Source organism: Sphingomonas sp. AC449, assembly GCF_979253475.1.
The window spans coordinates 119482-133610 of the sequence record NZ_CEEDCZ010000004.1; the positions used below are offsets into that span (position 1 = coordinate 119482).

Sequence of the window (14129 nt, forward strand, 5' to 3'; positions counted from 1 at the left end):
CGCCGCGGCGGCGCAGTTCAAGCATCGAGGCATTTGTGCTGGTACTAGCCTCTTCCTCGCCTCGCCGTCGCGACCTGCTCGCGCGGCTCGGCGTCGTGCCGTCGCGCGTGGCCTCCCCCGATATCGACGAAATCCCGCGCAAGGCCGAGCCACCGCGCGCCTATGCTCTGCGTCTTGCCATCGAAAAGGCGAGCGCGGTCGATCGCGCGGCGGGCGAGATCGTCATCGCCGGCGACACCACCATCGCGCTCGGCCGTCGCATCCTGCCCCCGGCCGACACGCCGGAGATCCAGCGCGACCTGCTCGGTAAGCTGTCCGGACGCCGTCACCACTGTCTGTCTGCCGTCTGCGTGATCGACGCGAGCGGCCGCGTCCGCACCCGGCTGTCCGACACGATCGTCGCGTTCAAGCCGCTCTCCGCCGCCGAGATCGACGCCTATGTCGCGTGCGGCGAAGGACTCGGCAAGGCAGGCGGCTATGCAATCCAGGGGCGCGCCGAGGCGTTCGTCCGCTTCCTCTCCGGCAGCCATTCGGGCGTCGTCGGCCTCCCGCTGTTCGAAACGCGCGCGTTGCTGAAGACCGCCGGTGTGGCGCTTGCCTGAACCCGGCGCCGTCTGGCTCTACGAGGCCGGCATCGGCGAGGACCGCGCCGTGCTGGTCGAAGACGGCCAGATCGTCGAAGCCGCGCTGGAGACCGACGACGCCGCGCTGAAGGTGGGGCTGGTCGCGCGTGCGCGCCTCGTCGAGCTGCTGCCGGGCAAACGCGGCCGCGTCGCGCTCGATGGCGGCGAGGCGCTGGCCAACCACCTCCCTGCGGGGATCACGCAGGGCGCGAAGCTGTCCGTCGAGATCAGCCGCGAGGCGCTTCCCGAAGCAGGGCGCGCCAAGCTTGCCAAGGCGGTGGCGACCGACCTGCCGCCCCGCCCCGCCCCTTCCCTGCACGAACGGATCGTCGCGACCGGGATCCCCGTCCTGAGCCCGCGTGCGCACGAACCCGATGCGCTCGAGGCGGCAGGCTGGTCCGAACTGCTCGACGAGGCGGTCAGCGGCGAGATCGTCTTCGCCCGGGGTGCGCTGCGGCTGTCGCCGACGCCGGCGATGACGCTGTTCGACGTCGACGGCGCAGCCCCGCTCGATTCGCTTTCGATCGCGGCTGCGCATGCGATCGCGCGCGCGATTCGCCGCCACGGCATCGGCGGCTCGATCGGCATCGACTTCCCGACGATCGAAGGCAAGGCACAGCGGCTCGCGGTCGCGGCGGCGATCGACGCGACGCTGCCGCCGCCGTTCGAACGCACCGCGATGAACGGCTTCGGATTCCTCCAGATCGTCCGCCCCCGCCCGCGCGCGTCGATCCCCGAAATCCTGCGCAGCGATCCCGTCGGGGCCGCCGTCCGCGCCACGCTCCGCACGCTCGAACGCACGCCGCCGACCGCCTCGCGCCGCCACACCCTGCCCGCCGCCGTCCATGCGCGTCTCATGGCGCGTCCCGACTGGCTGGCGGAACTGACCCGGCGCACCGGCGTCGTCCACGATCTGGAGAGCGCCTGATGGCCATCGTCAAATGCCCGATCTGCGGCAAGCCTGCCGTCCCCGACTACACCCCGTTCTGCTCGAGCCGACACCGCGACCGCGACCTGCTGCAATGGCTCGGCGAAGGCTATCGCATACCCGGTCGCGCAATATCGCAAACGGGGCTGGACAGCGGTGAAGAGCCCGACTAAACGCGCCCTTCCGATCGCAAGGTCGGCCCTTCATCCGATCGCAGATCGGACGATGCCCGGATAGCTCAGTTGGTAGAGCATGCGACTGAAAATCGCAGTGTCGGCGGTTCGACCCCGTCTCCGGGCACCATTTTTCCTGCTTTGAACCACGACATTATTTCGGGATGGCTGGTGCGCGCATCGCGCCCGCTGAAATTACTGTGCCGAACGCCGACCGCGTCAAACCGCACCCACCTATGATGTCAGCTAATCTGACTCCTGGGTGGATGATTGACATGGCGTGGTTCAAGCAGGTCGCACCGATACGGCTCAAACTTCTGGTCGCATTCGGCGGCACGACGGTTCTCGTCGCGCTTGCCGCGCTGACGGCGCTCGTCATGGGGCTCGCGGGTCACGCGGTGATGGGTGCGATCGCGGCGCTCGCGTTCACGCTCGTCGCGGGCGGCGCCGGCTTATGGGTCCGCAAGGCCGTCTGCGATCCCTATGTCACCACCGTCGTGCGGATGGAGGCGCTCGCGGCCGGCGATCTCGACGCGCCGATCGCGTTTACCGAGTATCAGGATTGCGTCGGCCGCCTGACCAAGGCGATGTTCACCTTCCGCGAGACGTCGATGGCGTTGATGAAGACGGGCGAACAGGAGGAAATGGTCTCGATCCTGACGAGCCATCTGCGGCAGCTCGGCAGCGGCGATCTGACCACGACGATCACCGCCGATTTTCCGGCGAACTATGGCTCGGTCAAGACCGACTTCAACGCCGCGGTCGAATCGATGCGCGACCTGATCGGCGCGGTGTCCGAGAGCACGACCACGATCCAGACCGGGTCGGGCGAGATCGCGCAGGCATCCGAAGACCTTGCGCGGCGCACCGAATCGAATGCGGCCTCGCTCGAGGAAACCGCGGCCTCCGTGACGCAGATGGACGGACGGCTGCGCGCCACCGCCACCGCCGCCGCGCAGACCGTGGCGCGCGCCGATCAGGCGATGACCACGGTCGGCGGCGGGCGCGCGGTCGCCGAGGAAGCCGTCCAGGCGATGGGTCGCGTTTCGGAAAGCGCAAAGGGGATCGACAGCGTCATCGAGGGGCTCGACAAGATCGCGTTCCAGACGCGCGTGCTCGCGATGAACGCCGCGGTCGAGGCAGGGCGTGCGGGAGATGCCGGTCGTGGTTTCGCGGTCGTCGCCGATCTCGTTTCGGCGCTCGCGATGCGCGCGGAGGAAGAGGCCAAGCGCGCACGGGACCAGCTGACCGTGACCCAGTCCGACATCGTCACCGCGGTCGATGCCGTGACCAAGGTCGACGGCGCGCTCGCGGACATTTCGGGCGACGTCGCGCAGGTCCACACGCTGCTCGGCACGATGGCAGCCGACAACCAGGCCCAATCGTCGGCGATCGCCGAGATTTCCGCCACGATCGGCACGATGGACCAGTCGACGCAGCAAAATGCCGCGATGGTCGAGGAGACGTCGGCGGCGGCACGCAATCTGGCGAGCGAGGTCGGCCGGCTCGCGGAGCAGGCCCAACGCTTCCGCATCGTCGACGCAGCCGCCGGGCGTGGCGCGATGTACCGCGCGGCGCCGGCGACCCGCGCGCACGCGGCACCACAGTCGCGCACGGTTGCCGCCCCTGCCCCCGTCCCCGCCTCCGTCCCCGCCATGGCGGGCGCAGACGACGGCTGGAACACGTTCTGACGCTGTCGCCGGTACCGTGCTCGTAGCGCGACACGCGGCCCGCGGCGCGCGTCGAAAGCTCTGTTTAACCTTGGCGTCCTATTGGACAGGCGAACAGGTGCGGACGAACGGAGACGGCGCCACGTGATCAGGCTCATTTACATCAGCACCGCGCGCACGACGCTCGACAGCGAGACGATGGCCGCGATCCTCGCGACGTCGCGGCGAAACAACCAGGCGGTCGACGTCACCGGCCTGCTGCTTGTCGGCGGCCGGCGCTTCCTGCAGGTGCTCGAAGGGCCCGAGGATGCCGTGATGCAGACCTATGAACGGATTCGTCGCGACGACCGGCATTACGCCGCGGTCGTCCTCAGCCGTCGCGCGATCGAAATGCGCAGCTTCGCAGGCTGGGCGATGGGCTATCAACCCGCGGGCACGGTCCACGGCGACGGCGAGGTCGCCGATGACGTCGCCGCGATGATCGCGCCGATCGGCGATGCCGTCACCCAGGCCTATTTCGCCGAGTTCGCGCGCAAGCACGCCGCCGCGGCATATTGACGCCGTCCCGCGGGCACCGTCACCGCGCGACGCGCGTGACGTGCCCCATCTTGCGCCCCGGCCGCGCGGCGCCCTTGCCGTAAAGGTGCGGATGCGCCCCCGGCTCGGCGAGCAGCGCGGGCCAGCGATCCACGTCGTCGCCGATCAGATTCTCCATCGCGACACCCCGCCCGGTCAGCGTCGTTGCGCCGAGCGGCAACCCGCAGATCGCGCGGATGTGGTTTTCGAACTGCGAGCATTCGGCGCCCTCGATCGTCCAGTGCCCCGAATTGTGCACGCGCGGCGCCATCTCGTTGAACACGGGTCCGTCCGCGCCGACGAAGAATTCGCAGGCCAGCACGCCGACATAATCGAGCTCGGCGGCGATCCGCTCGGCGAGCACGGCGGCCTCTTCGGCCTGCGCCAGCACCGCGGCGGGTGCGGGGACGGTGGATTCGCGGAGGATGGCGTCGCGGTGGACGTTGAGCGGCGGATCATAGCGCGCGACCTGCCCGTCGAGCCCGCGTGCGATCAAAATCGAGAATTCATGCTCGAACGCCACGAACGCCTCGAGCACCGCGGGGCCGCCGATCATGTCCCACGCCGCCTGCGCCCCATCGATAGAGTCGATCCGGACCTGCCCCTTGCCGTCATAGCCGAACCGCGCGGTCTTCAGCACGGCGGGCGTGCCGACCTTCGTCAGGCCCTGCTGCAGGCTCTCGAGGCTGTCGACCGCCGCCCACGCAGCGGGACGTCCGCCGACGCTCTCCACGAACCGCTTCTCGCCGATCCGCTCCTGCGCGACGCGGAGCGCGCGCGGGCTGGGATGAACCGGAACGCGCGCGGCGAGCCATTCGACGGGATCGCAGGCGATGTTCTCGAATTCGTAGGTGACGACGTCGCAGGCCTCGGCGAAATCCGCGAGCACGATCCGGTTGTGATAATCCGCGCGCGTCAGGCTCGACGCGGACTGCGCGGCGACGCTTTCGCGGTCGGGCGCGAGGACGTGCGTGCGATAGCCGAGCTGGGCTGCGGCGGTCGCGAGCATGCGGCCGAGCTGGCCGCCGCCAAGGATGCCGATCGTCGATCCGGGGGGAAGCGGCGTCATGTCAGTGTCTTTCAGGCTGGATCGGTGGCGACGCCGTCGGTCTGCGCCGCGCGCCATGCCTTGAGGCGGGTGGCGAGCGCATCGTCGGCGGTCGCGAGGATCGCGGCGGCAAGCAACCCTGCGTTGATCGCGCCGGGCTTGCCGATCGCCAGCGTCCCGACGGGGATGCCGCCGGGCATCTGCACGATCGAGAGCAGGCTATCCATGCCCTTGAGCGCCTTCGATTCGACGGGCACGCCGAGCACGGGCAGATGCGTCATCGACGCGGCCATGCCGGGCAGATGCGCCGCGCCGCCCGCGCCCGCGATCACGACCTTCAGCCCGCGGTCCGCCGCGGTCGTTGCATAGTCGTACAGGCGTTGCGGGGTGCGGTGTGCCGACACCACCTTGGTCTCGTACGCGACGCCGAGCGCATCGAGCGTCTCGGCGGCGTGGCGCATCGTCTCCCAATCGGAGGTGCTGCCCATGATGATGCCGACTAGAGCCATGTCCGTCCCCAGGTCCAAGGAGCGCCGTGCCTAGCGACGGGCGGGGGTTAGAGCAACTACCCGTCATCTTGGGCTCGACCCAGGATCCAGAGCCACGCTCGCCGACGCGTCTGGCTCTGGATCCTGACCTTCGCCAGGAGGACGGGGACGTCAGCGCTCGCTCAGATAATAGCGATCCATCGCGTTGAGGTCCGAGTCCAGCTCGTACACGATCGGCTGACCCGTCGGGATTTCGAGGCTCGTGATCTCGTCATCCGGGATGTTCGACAGATGCTTCACCAGCGCACGCAGCGAATTGCCGTGCGCGGAGATCAGGACGCGCTGCCCGTCCTTCAGCGCGGGCGCGATCCGCGCGTCCCAGTACGGCAGCACGCGCGCGATCGTGTCCTTCAAGCTCTCGGTCTTCGGGATCGCGATGCCATCGTAGCGACGGTCCTTCGACAGGTCGAATTGACTGCCGTCCTCGAGCACCGGGGGCGGAATGTCGAAGCTGCGGCGCCAGATATGCACCTGTTCGTCGCCATGCTTTGCCGCGGTCTCGGCTTTGTCGAGCCCGGTCAGCCCGCCATAATGGCGCTCGTTCAGCCGCCAGTCCTTCTCGACCGGCAACCACAGCCGCCCCATTGCCTCGAGCGCGATGTTGAGCGTCTTGATCGCACGCGTCTGCAGGCTGACGAAGGTCTGGTCGAAATCGAGACCCTTGGCGGCCATCAGCTCGCCCGCGGCCTTCGCCTCGGCCTCGCCCTTGGCGGTCATGTCGACGTCCCACCAGCCGGTGAAACGGTTTTCGAGGTTCCAGGTGGACTGGCCGTGGCGGATCAGGACTAGGGTGGGCATTCATGCTCCTGCGATGGCAAATGGGAAAATCGGTCTCGAAACCCTATCCGTCATCCTGACGAAAGTCAGGATCCAGGTAACCGAGCGCTGTGGCTCTTGGCTCTGGATCCTGACCTTCGTCAGGATGACGGCGGTCAGATCTCGTCGATCATGTCGGCGAGCGTCTCCAGCATCGCATGCGCCAACTGCTTCGACCGTTCGGGCGACCACCCATAGTCCGCGTCGGGATTGGCGTCGTGATCCTTGAACGGCATCTCGAGCGTCATCGACACCGCGCCGAACCGCTCGGCGAGCTGGTTGGTCGACATCGACAGGTTGGCGGTGCCCGGCGCGGACTTGGGATAGCCCTTCTCGGTCTGGAAATCGGGCGTGTGCGCCGCAAGCCGGCGGCCATAGTCGTAGAATTTCTCGCCATGCGCATCGGTCCAGGACGGGATCCCCTCATAGCCCGCGATGAAATTCGCCGGGATCGCCTCGTCACCATGGATGTCCATTGCGACGTCGACGCCGGTCACGTCCATCGCATTGCGGACGCAGAGGACCTCCGGGCTCTTCTCGGCGGTCGGGTTCGCCCATTCGCGGTTGAGGTTCACGCCCGCCGCATTGGTCCGCAAATGCCCGCGACACGTGCCATCGGGGTTCATGTTCGGCACGACATGGAACGTCGCCTTCGCCAGCAGCCCCGCCGTGACCGGGTCGGCCGAATCGGTCAGCCGCTCGAGCGCGCCTTCCATCCACCATTCGGTCATCGATTCGCCGGGATGCTGCCGGCCATAGATCCAGACCTGCTTCGGCCCCGACCCGATCGTGAAACAGTCGATCGCCTGCCCCTCAAGCGACTGGCCGAGCTCGCGGTGCGCGACGCCCGGCAGCAATGCGGTCCGCGCGACGAGCGCCTCGTGCATCTCCATCGTGTACGGCGCGAAATAGGCGAACCATGCCAGGTCGGTGTCGGCGGTGAACACGAATTCGAGGACGCCGTCGGCATAGCGCGTCTCGATCATCCGCCATGCCTGCCGGTCGGTGCTCGCCCGCGTCTTGTATCCCGGCCAGCCGAACGGGTACGCCGACGCGCCCGCATTGACGATGCGGTAGGTCAGCGTCCGTCCCGCGGCGCCCGCCACGCGGAAATAGAACCACTGGAAAAAGTCGGACTCGCGGTCCTTGACGATTTCCAGGTCGATTCGATCGCCCTCGACCGCGACGACGCGGATATTGCCGCCATCAAAGGCGGCATTGATCGAGAGCGCTGCGGCGGTGGGCGTTGCGGTCATGGCGTTTTCGGTCATTTCACCTGGATAGTGCGCCCGGACTCGCCGGGGAACCCTGCGAACAGCGCGCGGGCGAGCTTTTCGGCCTGGATCTGGCTCGTCGCATCGGGCTTGCGCGCGTCCGCGAAGGTCTGCGCGCGACCCTCCCAGACGGGCGACTGGTCGAGCGTCCGCTTGATCGTCACCGCCATCTCGGTGACCAGGATCGCGTCGCGACCGCCACCACCGATCGGAATGCCGACTCCGCCGCCGAGCCCGACGCCGCCACCGCCACGACCGCCGCTGAAGCCGCCGCCGCCGATGCCGATGCTGAACGGCGACTGCTTGGGCGGGCCGGCCTGCGTCGTGCGCGTGAAGGCGACGGTGGCGACGAGCAGCGGCTTGGTGCCCGGCGCGGGCGGATTGTACCCGACCTTGATCAACTGCCCCTGGACCGCGGCGGCATAGGCCTTGAACTCGAGGCTGGCGGGCGCGCCACCCGAGAGCGGCTGCACCGCGATCGTGCCGCGGTCGAGCGGTTCGCCGAGGTGATAGCGCAGGACTTCGGTCGGCGGCAGCGACGGCCCCGTCGCGCACGCCGTGAGGGATGCGCCTGCCAGCGCCAGGACCAGGATCGAACGAACCGCCATCGGGACTTCCTTAGAATGTTGCGCTACGGTAACGCTCGGACCAGCCGGGTGGGTTCCCGGTCGGGAAGAGCGCGTCCGTTGCTTGACTTGAAGACACCCCGCCATTAGGCGATCCCGTCTTTCCGCACACCTAGATTTGAAAAGAAGCGAATCGATCATGAAGATCCGCAATTCCCTGAAGTCGCTCAAGGATCGTCACCGCGATAACCGCGTGATCCGTCGTCGTGGCCGTACCTACGTCATCAACAAGACCAACCGTCGCTTCAAGGCACGCCAGGGTTAATCCCGGGCTTGCCTGAAGGGAACAAGACCGCCGTCATTTTCGACGTCGGTCGTGTCCTTTACGACTGGGATCCCAGGATCCTGTACGAGCGCCTGATCGACGACGATCGGGCGCTCGACGCGTTCCTGCGCGACGTCGTGACGATCGACTGGCATTTCCAGCATGACGCTGGCCGCGACTTCGCCGACACCTCGGCGGAGCTCGTCGCGTTGCATCCGCAGCATGCCGCGCTGATCGCTGCGTGGGGCCCGCGGTTCAACGAGAGCATCGGCCCCGCGATCGCGGGAATGCACGATATCGTCCGCGATCTCGATGCGGCGGACGTGCCGCTCTATGCGATCACGAACTTCAGCCACGAATTCTGGCCGCCTTTCCGCGCGCAGGAATCGCATCTGTTCGACCGGTTTCGCGACATCGTCGTGTCGGGCGCCGAAAAGATCGTGAAGCCCGACGCCGCGATCTATCGGCTCGCGCTGGATCGATTCGGTCTGCGCGCCGACGAAGCGGTGTTCGTCGACGACAACGCGGCAAACGTGGCCGCCGCGCAGGCGCTCGGGATCGAATCGATCCTGTTTTCAGACGCCGGGGATTTCCGGGCTCGCCTCGTCACGCTGGGCTTCCCGATCGCCGCGTAGCAGCTTACCGATCGAGCGATGCCAGTTGCCCGGCATTTGCCTTTGCGGTTTCCGCGTCGACGAGCGGCTCGTCCGGGATTGCCCCGCCTTCGAAATCATCGGTGACGATGACCGTCGTACCCAGCGCGGTCACGCCGAACAGCCGCTTCGCAAAACCGGCGGGTACGCGGATGCAGCCATGCGAATCGGGAAATCCGGGATTCCGGCCCGCATGGATGGCGATCCCGTCCCAGGTCAGCCGCTGCATGAACGGCATCGGCGCATCGTTATAGAGGTTCGACCGGTGCGCCTCGTTCTTCTGCAGGATCGGATAGGTGCCGACCGGCGTGCCCTTTGCCCCCTTGCCCGAGGAGATCGTCGTTGCGGCGATCATCGTCGACCCGCGATAGACGAACGCACGCTGCGTTGACAGGCTGACGACGATGCTGACGGCTTCGCCGGTGCCGCTGTCCTGCCAGACGAACTGGTTCGCAGTCAGCTCATAGGCCGCCTGCTCGATCGGCAAGGCGATCGACGCCAGGCCCGACGGCGCGGCCTGTGCAGGAGAGATCGCAAGCGCGCAGGACATCGCCAGAATTGCCATCGACCGGGGGGCAGCGCGCATCGTCCTCGTCCTTCTCGTCGCCTGAATCCATGCCCCTTATCGGTCCAAACGCGTTCACCGGCGGATCGTGCCATCACCGTTGCGCGCACGACGAACCGCCTCCGCGACGGGGCGGGCGGAAGGAACATACCAACAACTGATGGAAATGGTTGAGGAATGTTCATGCTTTTTAGGCTATAGAGGACCTAACGGGATTGGGGTCTTTCGGGAATTTCGATGCACGCTGAACATGATGCCATGCGCGATCGTCGCGCACTTCTGAAGAATGGCCTGGTACTGGCCGGAGCACTTGCAATACCCAGCGCGGTATCTGCGACACAACGTCTTACCGCACGCGATCTGAAGCCGATGACTCAGCCGCCATTGCCGCGCGCACCGGCGATGCCGATCACGTCTTCGCGCGTCGTTCGTCCGGAACTTCTGCGCCAGGCGATGGCAGCGCTGGGCCGTAACGGCAGCCGCATTGCGAACCATGACCGGATCGCGATCGCCGACTTCACCGCGTCGTCGTCGCAGCCGCGCTTCCATTTCGTCGACCTCGCCAGCGGTCGCAGCACCTCGCTGCTCGTCTCGCACGGCAGCGGCTCGGACCCCGCGCATACCGGGTATCTCGAGCGGTTCTCGAACGCGTTCGGGTCGAACGCCTCGTCCGAGGGCGCGTTCGTCACGGACGATTATTATGTCGGCAAGCACGGTCGCTCGCAGCGGCTGATCGGTCTCGATCACACCAACAACAACGCGCTCGGCCGCGCGATCGTGGTGCATTCGGCCTGGTACGCGAACAAGGACATGATCGCCTCGCACGGCATGCTCGGACGCAGCCAGGGGTGCTTCGCGGTCGGCGAGAACGACCTCGATCAGGTGTTCGCACGCCTCGGCCAGGGCCGGATGATCTTCGCGGCCAAGGTCTGACGATCGCTACGGGCGCCTAGCGCGGCTGAGGGTTGATCCCCGCGCGACGAACGCGCCCGATCATCCCCGACCACAGGAGCGCGCCCGCGCTGCGATACCCCCGGCCGAGACGCCGGGGCCTCACCGACAAAACATCGGTCATGGACAGCGTGCCACTGCGCAGCCCCGCCCGGCCGATATCGCGCCACCGACGCGCCGTATCCTGCCGGATGAGACGTCGGTCGGCGGCGTCACAGGTCTTGGTCGCGAAGAAGTCCGACTCGATCGCCTGCAGCGCCCGTCCCAGCATGGCCAGCGTCGTGCGATCCGGCACCGCGCGTCGCGCAGCGACATGCCGGACGAGCAACCGGGCAACCGCCTCCGCGCGCGGACCGAAAAGCGCCTCGTGCCGCGCCGCCAGCACCGCGACCGCACTGTCGTCCATCCGGTCCGCAAACTGCTTCGATATGCCCCCCGGATGCACGCGGTACAGCGTCAGCACGTCATCGAGCCGCGCGAGCGAGCCGAGACGCCGGATCCGCTGATAGAGATCGAAGTCCTCCGCATAGACCCGCTCGGGCCGCATGAACGGCGCCAGCCGGCGGGCGGCCTCGGTCCGCAGCATCACCGACGACCAGACCAACGGGTTCTCGATTCCGGTCAGCCAGTCGATCAGCATCGGCGTCGTCGCGGGCGGATGTCCCGACGGCAGGATCGCACCATCGTCGAGGAACGCTGCGGCTGTTCCAAGCAGCACCGTCGCAGGGTACGCGTCGAGATAGGCGACCTGTCGGGCAAACCGTTCGGGACGACAGAGATCGTCGTGATCGAGCGCAGCGATGTAGTGGCCCCGCGCCTCCGCCATGCCGCGGTTGCGCGCAAGCACCGGTCCACCATTCTGCGGCATCGTCACCAGTCTGACGCGCGGGTCCGGCCACGCCTCGACCATCGCGCGCGTCCCGTCGGTCGATCCGTCATCGACGACGATCACCTCGAAGTCGCCAAATGTCTGTGCGGCCAGGCTGTCCAGCGTGTCCGCCAGCAACGCGACGCCGTTGTAGACGGGCATCACGACGCTGATCGCCGGATCAGGCCATGCGCGCGATCGATCGGTCATGCGTGCCGCATGCCGCATCGAGGTTTAACGGGAGCTTACTGCCGCATACGCGATATCACCGTCGGACTGCCCGCCCGCGGCGCCGCCCGATCGCGGCGCCCGGGACCTCGTATCGCTGCCCCGGCGTCAGCCCCGGGCGATCCACGCATCGCCCATCGTCCGCAGCACGTCGAGCGGCACGCGCCCCTGTGCCAGCATCGCCGTGTGATACGCCTTGAGATCGAAGGCCGACCCCATCCTCGCCTTGGCGCGCTCGCGGATGTCGACGAATACCGAATGCCCGAGCTTGTAGCTCGCCGCCTGCCCCGGGTTCACGCAATAGCGTTCGACCTCGCGTGTCGCGAATCCCTCGGCCTCGCCCTCGGCGTCGATGAAATGGCGAATCGCCTTTTCCCGGCTCCAGCGCAGGTGGTGGATCCCCGTATCGACGACACAGCGGTTGGCGCGGAACAGCTGGAATTTGAGATAGCCCAGCCGCCCGAGCGGATCGTCGTCATACAATCCGATCTCGTCCGCGAGTTGCTCGGCATAAAGCGCCCAGCCTTCGCCATAGCCCGAAAAGCTCGTCATCTTGCGGATCAACGGCAGCCGGGTGTTCGACAGCGCAAGCCCGCTCTCCATCTGGTGCCCCGGCAACCCCTCGTGAAAGACCGTCGTCGCGAGGCAGAATTTGGGCCAGTCGGCGCTGTCCTTCAGGTTGAAATAGACCAGCCCCGGCCGTGAACCGTCGATCGCGGGCGGCTGCGCGAACGCCGCGGCGGCGCCGGCTTCGGTCTGGAGCGGCACCCGCCGCACTTCGAACGCATAAGGCGGCATCCGCTCGAACACGCTCGGCAGCTTCGCGCGGATCGCCGCCAGCCGGTCGTTGCAATAGGCGATCGCGTCGCGCTTGCCCGCATCGGTGTTGGGATAGAGCTGGTCCGGGTTCTTGTAGAGCGCCGCCATCCGTGCGCCGATGCTGCCCTTGCTATACCCCTGTTTGCGCAACAGCGTATCGAGCTGCGCCGACAACGCCTTCGCCTGGTCGAGCCCGAACCTGTGCACCTCGTCGGGTGACAGATTGGTCGTCGTCGTCGCATGCAGCGCGGCAGGATAGAAGGCGGCCCCCTCCTTCAGCTTCCACACGCCGGCATCATGCGTCGCCGTCCGACGCAGGTCGCGCGCCACCGCGATCTGCCGGTCGAGCGCAGGCAGCACCGCCGCGTCATAGATCCGCGCGGCATCGCGGCCATAGCTTTCGCCCAGCCCCTTGGCCGCCGCGCGCCGGATGAGACTCTGGACGACCAGCGCCTCGCTCGCGGGCTGCCGCGTCTTGGTCATCTGGTCGAGCGCGAGGTCGAGGATGAAGTCGGGGGCGACCACGCCGACGCCCGCGTCATGCCGCATCCGCGCGGTGTTCGCATCGATCTGACCGGCGAACGCCTGGAGCCGCTGCAGATAGGCGTCGGCGGCGCCCTTGCTCTCGATCCGGTGCTTGGTGTCGAGGAAATCGGGCACCGACTGATACGCGCCCGACAGCTGCGACACGACATAGGGGCTGGGACCATAGGACGTTCCGCCGAAATCGAACGCCTGCACCGCCGCCGCCGAGCGCCGCGTATAGACGACGCAGTCGAGATCGATCCGCTCTGCCGGCGACAGCCCGGCGCGGTCGATCGCCGCGAGTTGCGCGAGCTCGGCCCTGGTCTGCGCCCTGGCCGCGGCGATCCCCGCCGCCGACTGGTCCGACAGCTTCGCGCGCAGATCGGCATTGGCGCCGGTATCGAGCCCGAGCGAGGTCGCGCCCTCCGGATTGCGCCGCAACTGCGCCTGGACGAGCTCGTCGAACAGCCGCGACAGCGGCGTCGCGGGCGTGTCGGCCGCCTGCGCGAACGCGGGCAACAGCGTTGCCGCGCCGCCCAGCATCGTGCCGGCGAGCACCGCGCGGCGATGGATCTTCAACATCGTCATCCCATTCCCCCGAAATGCGAACGGCCCGCCTTCCACCGGGAAGACGGGCCGTTCTTCGTCACGTCATGATGCCGGCGGCGATCAAGCGGTGCGCGTTCCCGACAGCGGGAAGCTGCCAAACGCGCCCGCGCCGACGGTACCGGTCATCGTGTCGCCATCGACGGTCGCCTTGCAGTCGAGCGTCATCGGCATCGGCACGGTCATCGTCTGCTTCCAGCTCAGCGTGTCGCCATCGACCTCGCCGGTCACATCCATGCCGCCCATCGCACCCGACACCGCGCCCGAAAAGCTGGTGTCCGCGCTGTTCACGGTCAGCGTCATCTTCTGATCGCCCAGCGGCGACTTCACGACGCAATCCCAGCTGCCATCGACATTTGCCATGCTA

17 protein-coding genes and 1 tRNA gene are annotated in these 14129 nt (G+C 67.4%); 9 read left to right on the forward strand and 9 right to left on the reverse strand.

Annotated features, from left to right (window positions below):
• Nucleotides 1–35: 35 nt before the first annotated feature.
• From AC0CH3_RS09215 to AC0CH3_RS09240, 6 genes are all read left to right on the forward strand, one after another.
• Nucleotides 36–602: a Maf family protein gene (locus AC0CH3_RS09215; RefSeq protein WP_354303279.1), complete on the forward strand. Its 567-nt coding sequence runs from the start codon at nt 36–38 to the stop codon at nt 600–602.
• Complete coding sequence (locus tag AC0CH3_RS09220) at nt 595–1551, forward strand: ribonuclease (protein ID WP_354303571.1); 957 nt, start codon at nt 595–597, stop codon at nt 1549–1551. The genes AC0CH3_RS09215 and AC0CH3_RS09220 overlap by 8 nt, the downstream gene beginning before the upstream one ends.
• Nucleotides 1551–1724: a DNA gyrase inhibitor YacG gene (locus AC0CH3_RS09225; protein ID WP_082445925.1), complete on the forward strand. Its 174-nt coding sequence runs from the start codon at nt 1551–1553 to the stop codon at nt 1722–1724. Before AC0CH3_RS09220 ends, AC0CH3_RS09225 begins: the two co-directional genes overlap by 1 nt.
• 54 nt (nt 1725–1778) lie before the next feature.
• Nucleotides 1779–1854: transfer RNA gene (locus AC0CH3_RS09230), tRNA-Phe, on the forward strand.
• Nucleotides 1855–1999: 145 nt separating this feature from the next.
• Entirely contained in the window at nt 2000–3415 is a 1416-nt protein-coding gene (locus AC0CH3_RS09235; RefSeq protein ID WP_354303281.1) for a methyl-accepting chemotaxis protein, read from the forward strand.
• Between the two features lie 123 nt (nt 3416–3538).
• Nucleotides 3539–3952 (forward strand): BLUF domain-containing protein, encoded by a 414-nt coding sequence (locus tag AC0CH3_RS09240; RefSeq protein ID WP_354303283.1) that lies wholly within the window; start codon nt 3539–3541, stop codon nt 3950–3952.
• 19 nt (nt 3953–3971) lie between these two features.
• Here AC0CH3_RS09240 and AC0CH3_RS09245 read toward each other — a convergent pair whose 3' ends face one another.
• The 5 genes from AC0CH3_RS09245 to AC0CH3_RS09265 form a co-directional block, all read right to left on the reverse strand.
• Complete coding sequence (locus AC0CH3_RS09245) at nt 3972–5039, reverse strand: 5-(carboxyamino)imidazole ribonucleotide synthase (RefSeq protein ID WP_354303285.1); 1068 nt, start codon at nt 5037–5039, stop codon at nt 3972–3974.
• Nucleotides 5040–5050: 11 nt separating this feature from the next.
• A complete protein-coding gene (purE, locus tag AC0CH3_RS09250; RefSeq protein WP_333995987.1) occupies nt 5051–5527 on the reverse strand; it encodes a 5-(carboxyamino)imidazole ribonucleotide mutase in 477 nt (158 codons plus the stop codon).
• A 150-nt stretch (nt 5528–5677) separates the two neighbouring features.
• Entirely contained in the window at nt 5678–6364 is a 687-nt protein-coding gene (gene gpmA, locus AC0CH3_RS09255; RefSeq protein ID WP_354303287.1) for a 2,3-diphosphoglycerate-dependent phosphoglycerate mutase, read from the reverse strand.
• 134 nt (nt 6365–6498) lie between these two features.
• Nucleotides 6499–7638, reverse strand: a complete 1140-nt coding sequence (locus AC0CH3_RS09260; protein WP_354303289.1) for a M14 family metallopeptidase — start codon at nt 7636–7638, stop codon at nt 6499–6501.
• Between the two features lie 11 nt (nt 7639–7649).
• Entirely contained in the window at nt 7650–8264 is a 615-nt protein-coding gene (locus AC0CH3_RS09265) for a hypothetical protein (RefSeq protein ID WP_333995984.1), read from the reverse strand.
• A gap of 157 nt (nt 8265–8421) precedes the next feature.
• Here AC0CH3_RS09265 and ykgO point away from each other — a divergent pair, with 157 nt between their 5' ends.
• Together ykgO and AC0CH3_RS09275 are read left to right on the forward strand one after the other, a co-directional pair.
• Nucleotides 8422–8547, forward strand: a complete 126-nt coding sequence (gene ykgO / locus AC0CH3_RS09270; protein ID WP_003046794.1) for a type B 50S ribosomal protein L36 — start codon at nt 8422–8424, stop codon at nt 8545–8547.
• A gap of 8 nt (nt 8548–8555) precedes the next feature.
• Nucleotides 8556–9182 (forward strand): HAD-IA family hydrolase, encoded by a 627-nt coding sequence (locus tag AC0CH3_RS09275; protein ID WP_354303291.1) that lies wholly within the window; start codon nt 8556–8558, stop codon nt 9180–9182.
• A gap of 4 nt (nt 9183–9186) precedes the next feature.
• Here the strand turns inward: AC0CH3_RS09275 and AC0CH3_RS09280 are convergent, their stop codons facing one another.
• Nucleotides 9187–9786: a L,D-transpeptidase family protein gene (locus AC0CH3_RS09280; protein ID WP_354303293.1), complete on the reverse strand. Its 600-nt coding sequence runs from the start codon at nt 9784–9786 to the stop codon at nt 9187–9189.
• A 237-nt stretch (nt 9787–10023) separates the two neighbouring features.
• On the opposite strand from AC0CH3_RS09280, the gene AC0CH3_RS09285 reads away from it, so the two are divergent.
• Nucleotides 10024–10698, forward strand: a complete 675-nt coding sequence (locus AC0CH3_RS09285) for a murein L,D-transpeptidase catalytic domain family protein (RefSeq protein ID WP_056022068.1) — start codon at nt 10024–10026, stop codon at nt 10696–10698.
• 16 nt (nt 10699–10714) lie between these two features.
• On the opposite strand, the gene AC0CH3_RS09290 is transcribed toward AC0CH3_RS09285, so the two are convergent.
• The 3 genes from AC0CH3_RS09290 to AC0CH3_RS09300 form a co-directional block, all read right to left on the reverse strand.
• Nucleotides 10715–11794: a glycosyltransferase family 2 protein gene (locus AC0CH3_RS09290; protein ID WP_465237796.1), complete on the reverse strand. Its 1080-nt coding sequence runs from the start codon at nt 11792–11794 to the stop codon at nt 10715–10717.
• A gap of 126 nt (nt 11795–11920) precedes the next feature.
• On the reverse strand, nt 11921–13738 hold the full coding sequence (locus tag AC0CH3_RS09295; protein WP_465237797.1) for a DUF885 domain-containing protein: 1818 nt from the start codon (nt 13736–13738) through the stop codon (nt 11921–11923).
• 87 nt (nt 13739–13825) lie between these two features.
• Nucleotides 13826–14125 carry a hypothetical protein gene (locus tag AC0CH3_RS09300; protein WP_056020072.1) on the reverse strand — a complete coding sequence of 100 codons (300 nt, stop codon included), beginning with the start codon at nt 14123–14125 and terminating at the stop codon, nt 13826–13828.
• Nucleotides 14126–14129: the final 4 nt, after the last annotated feature.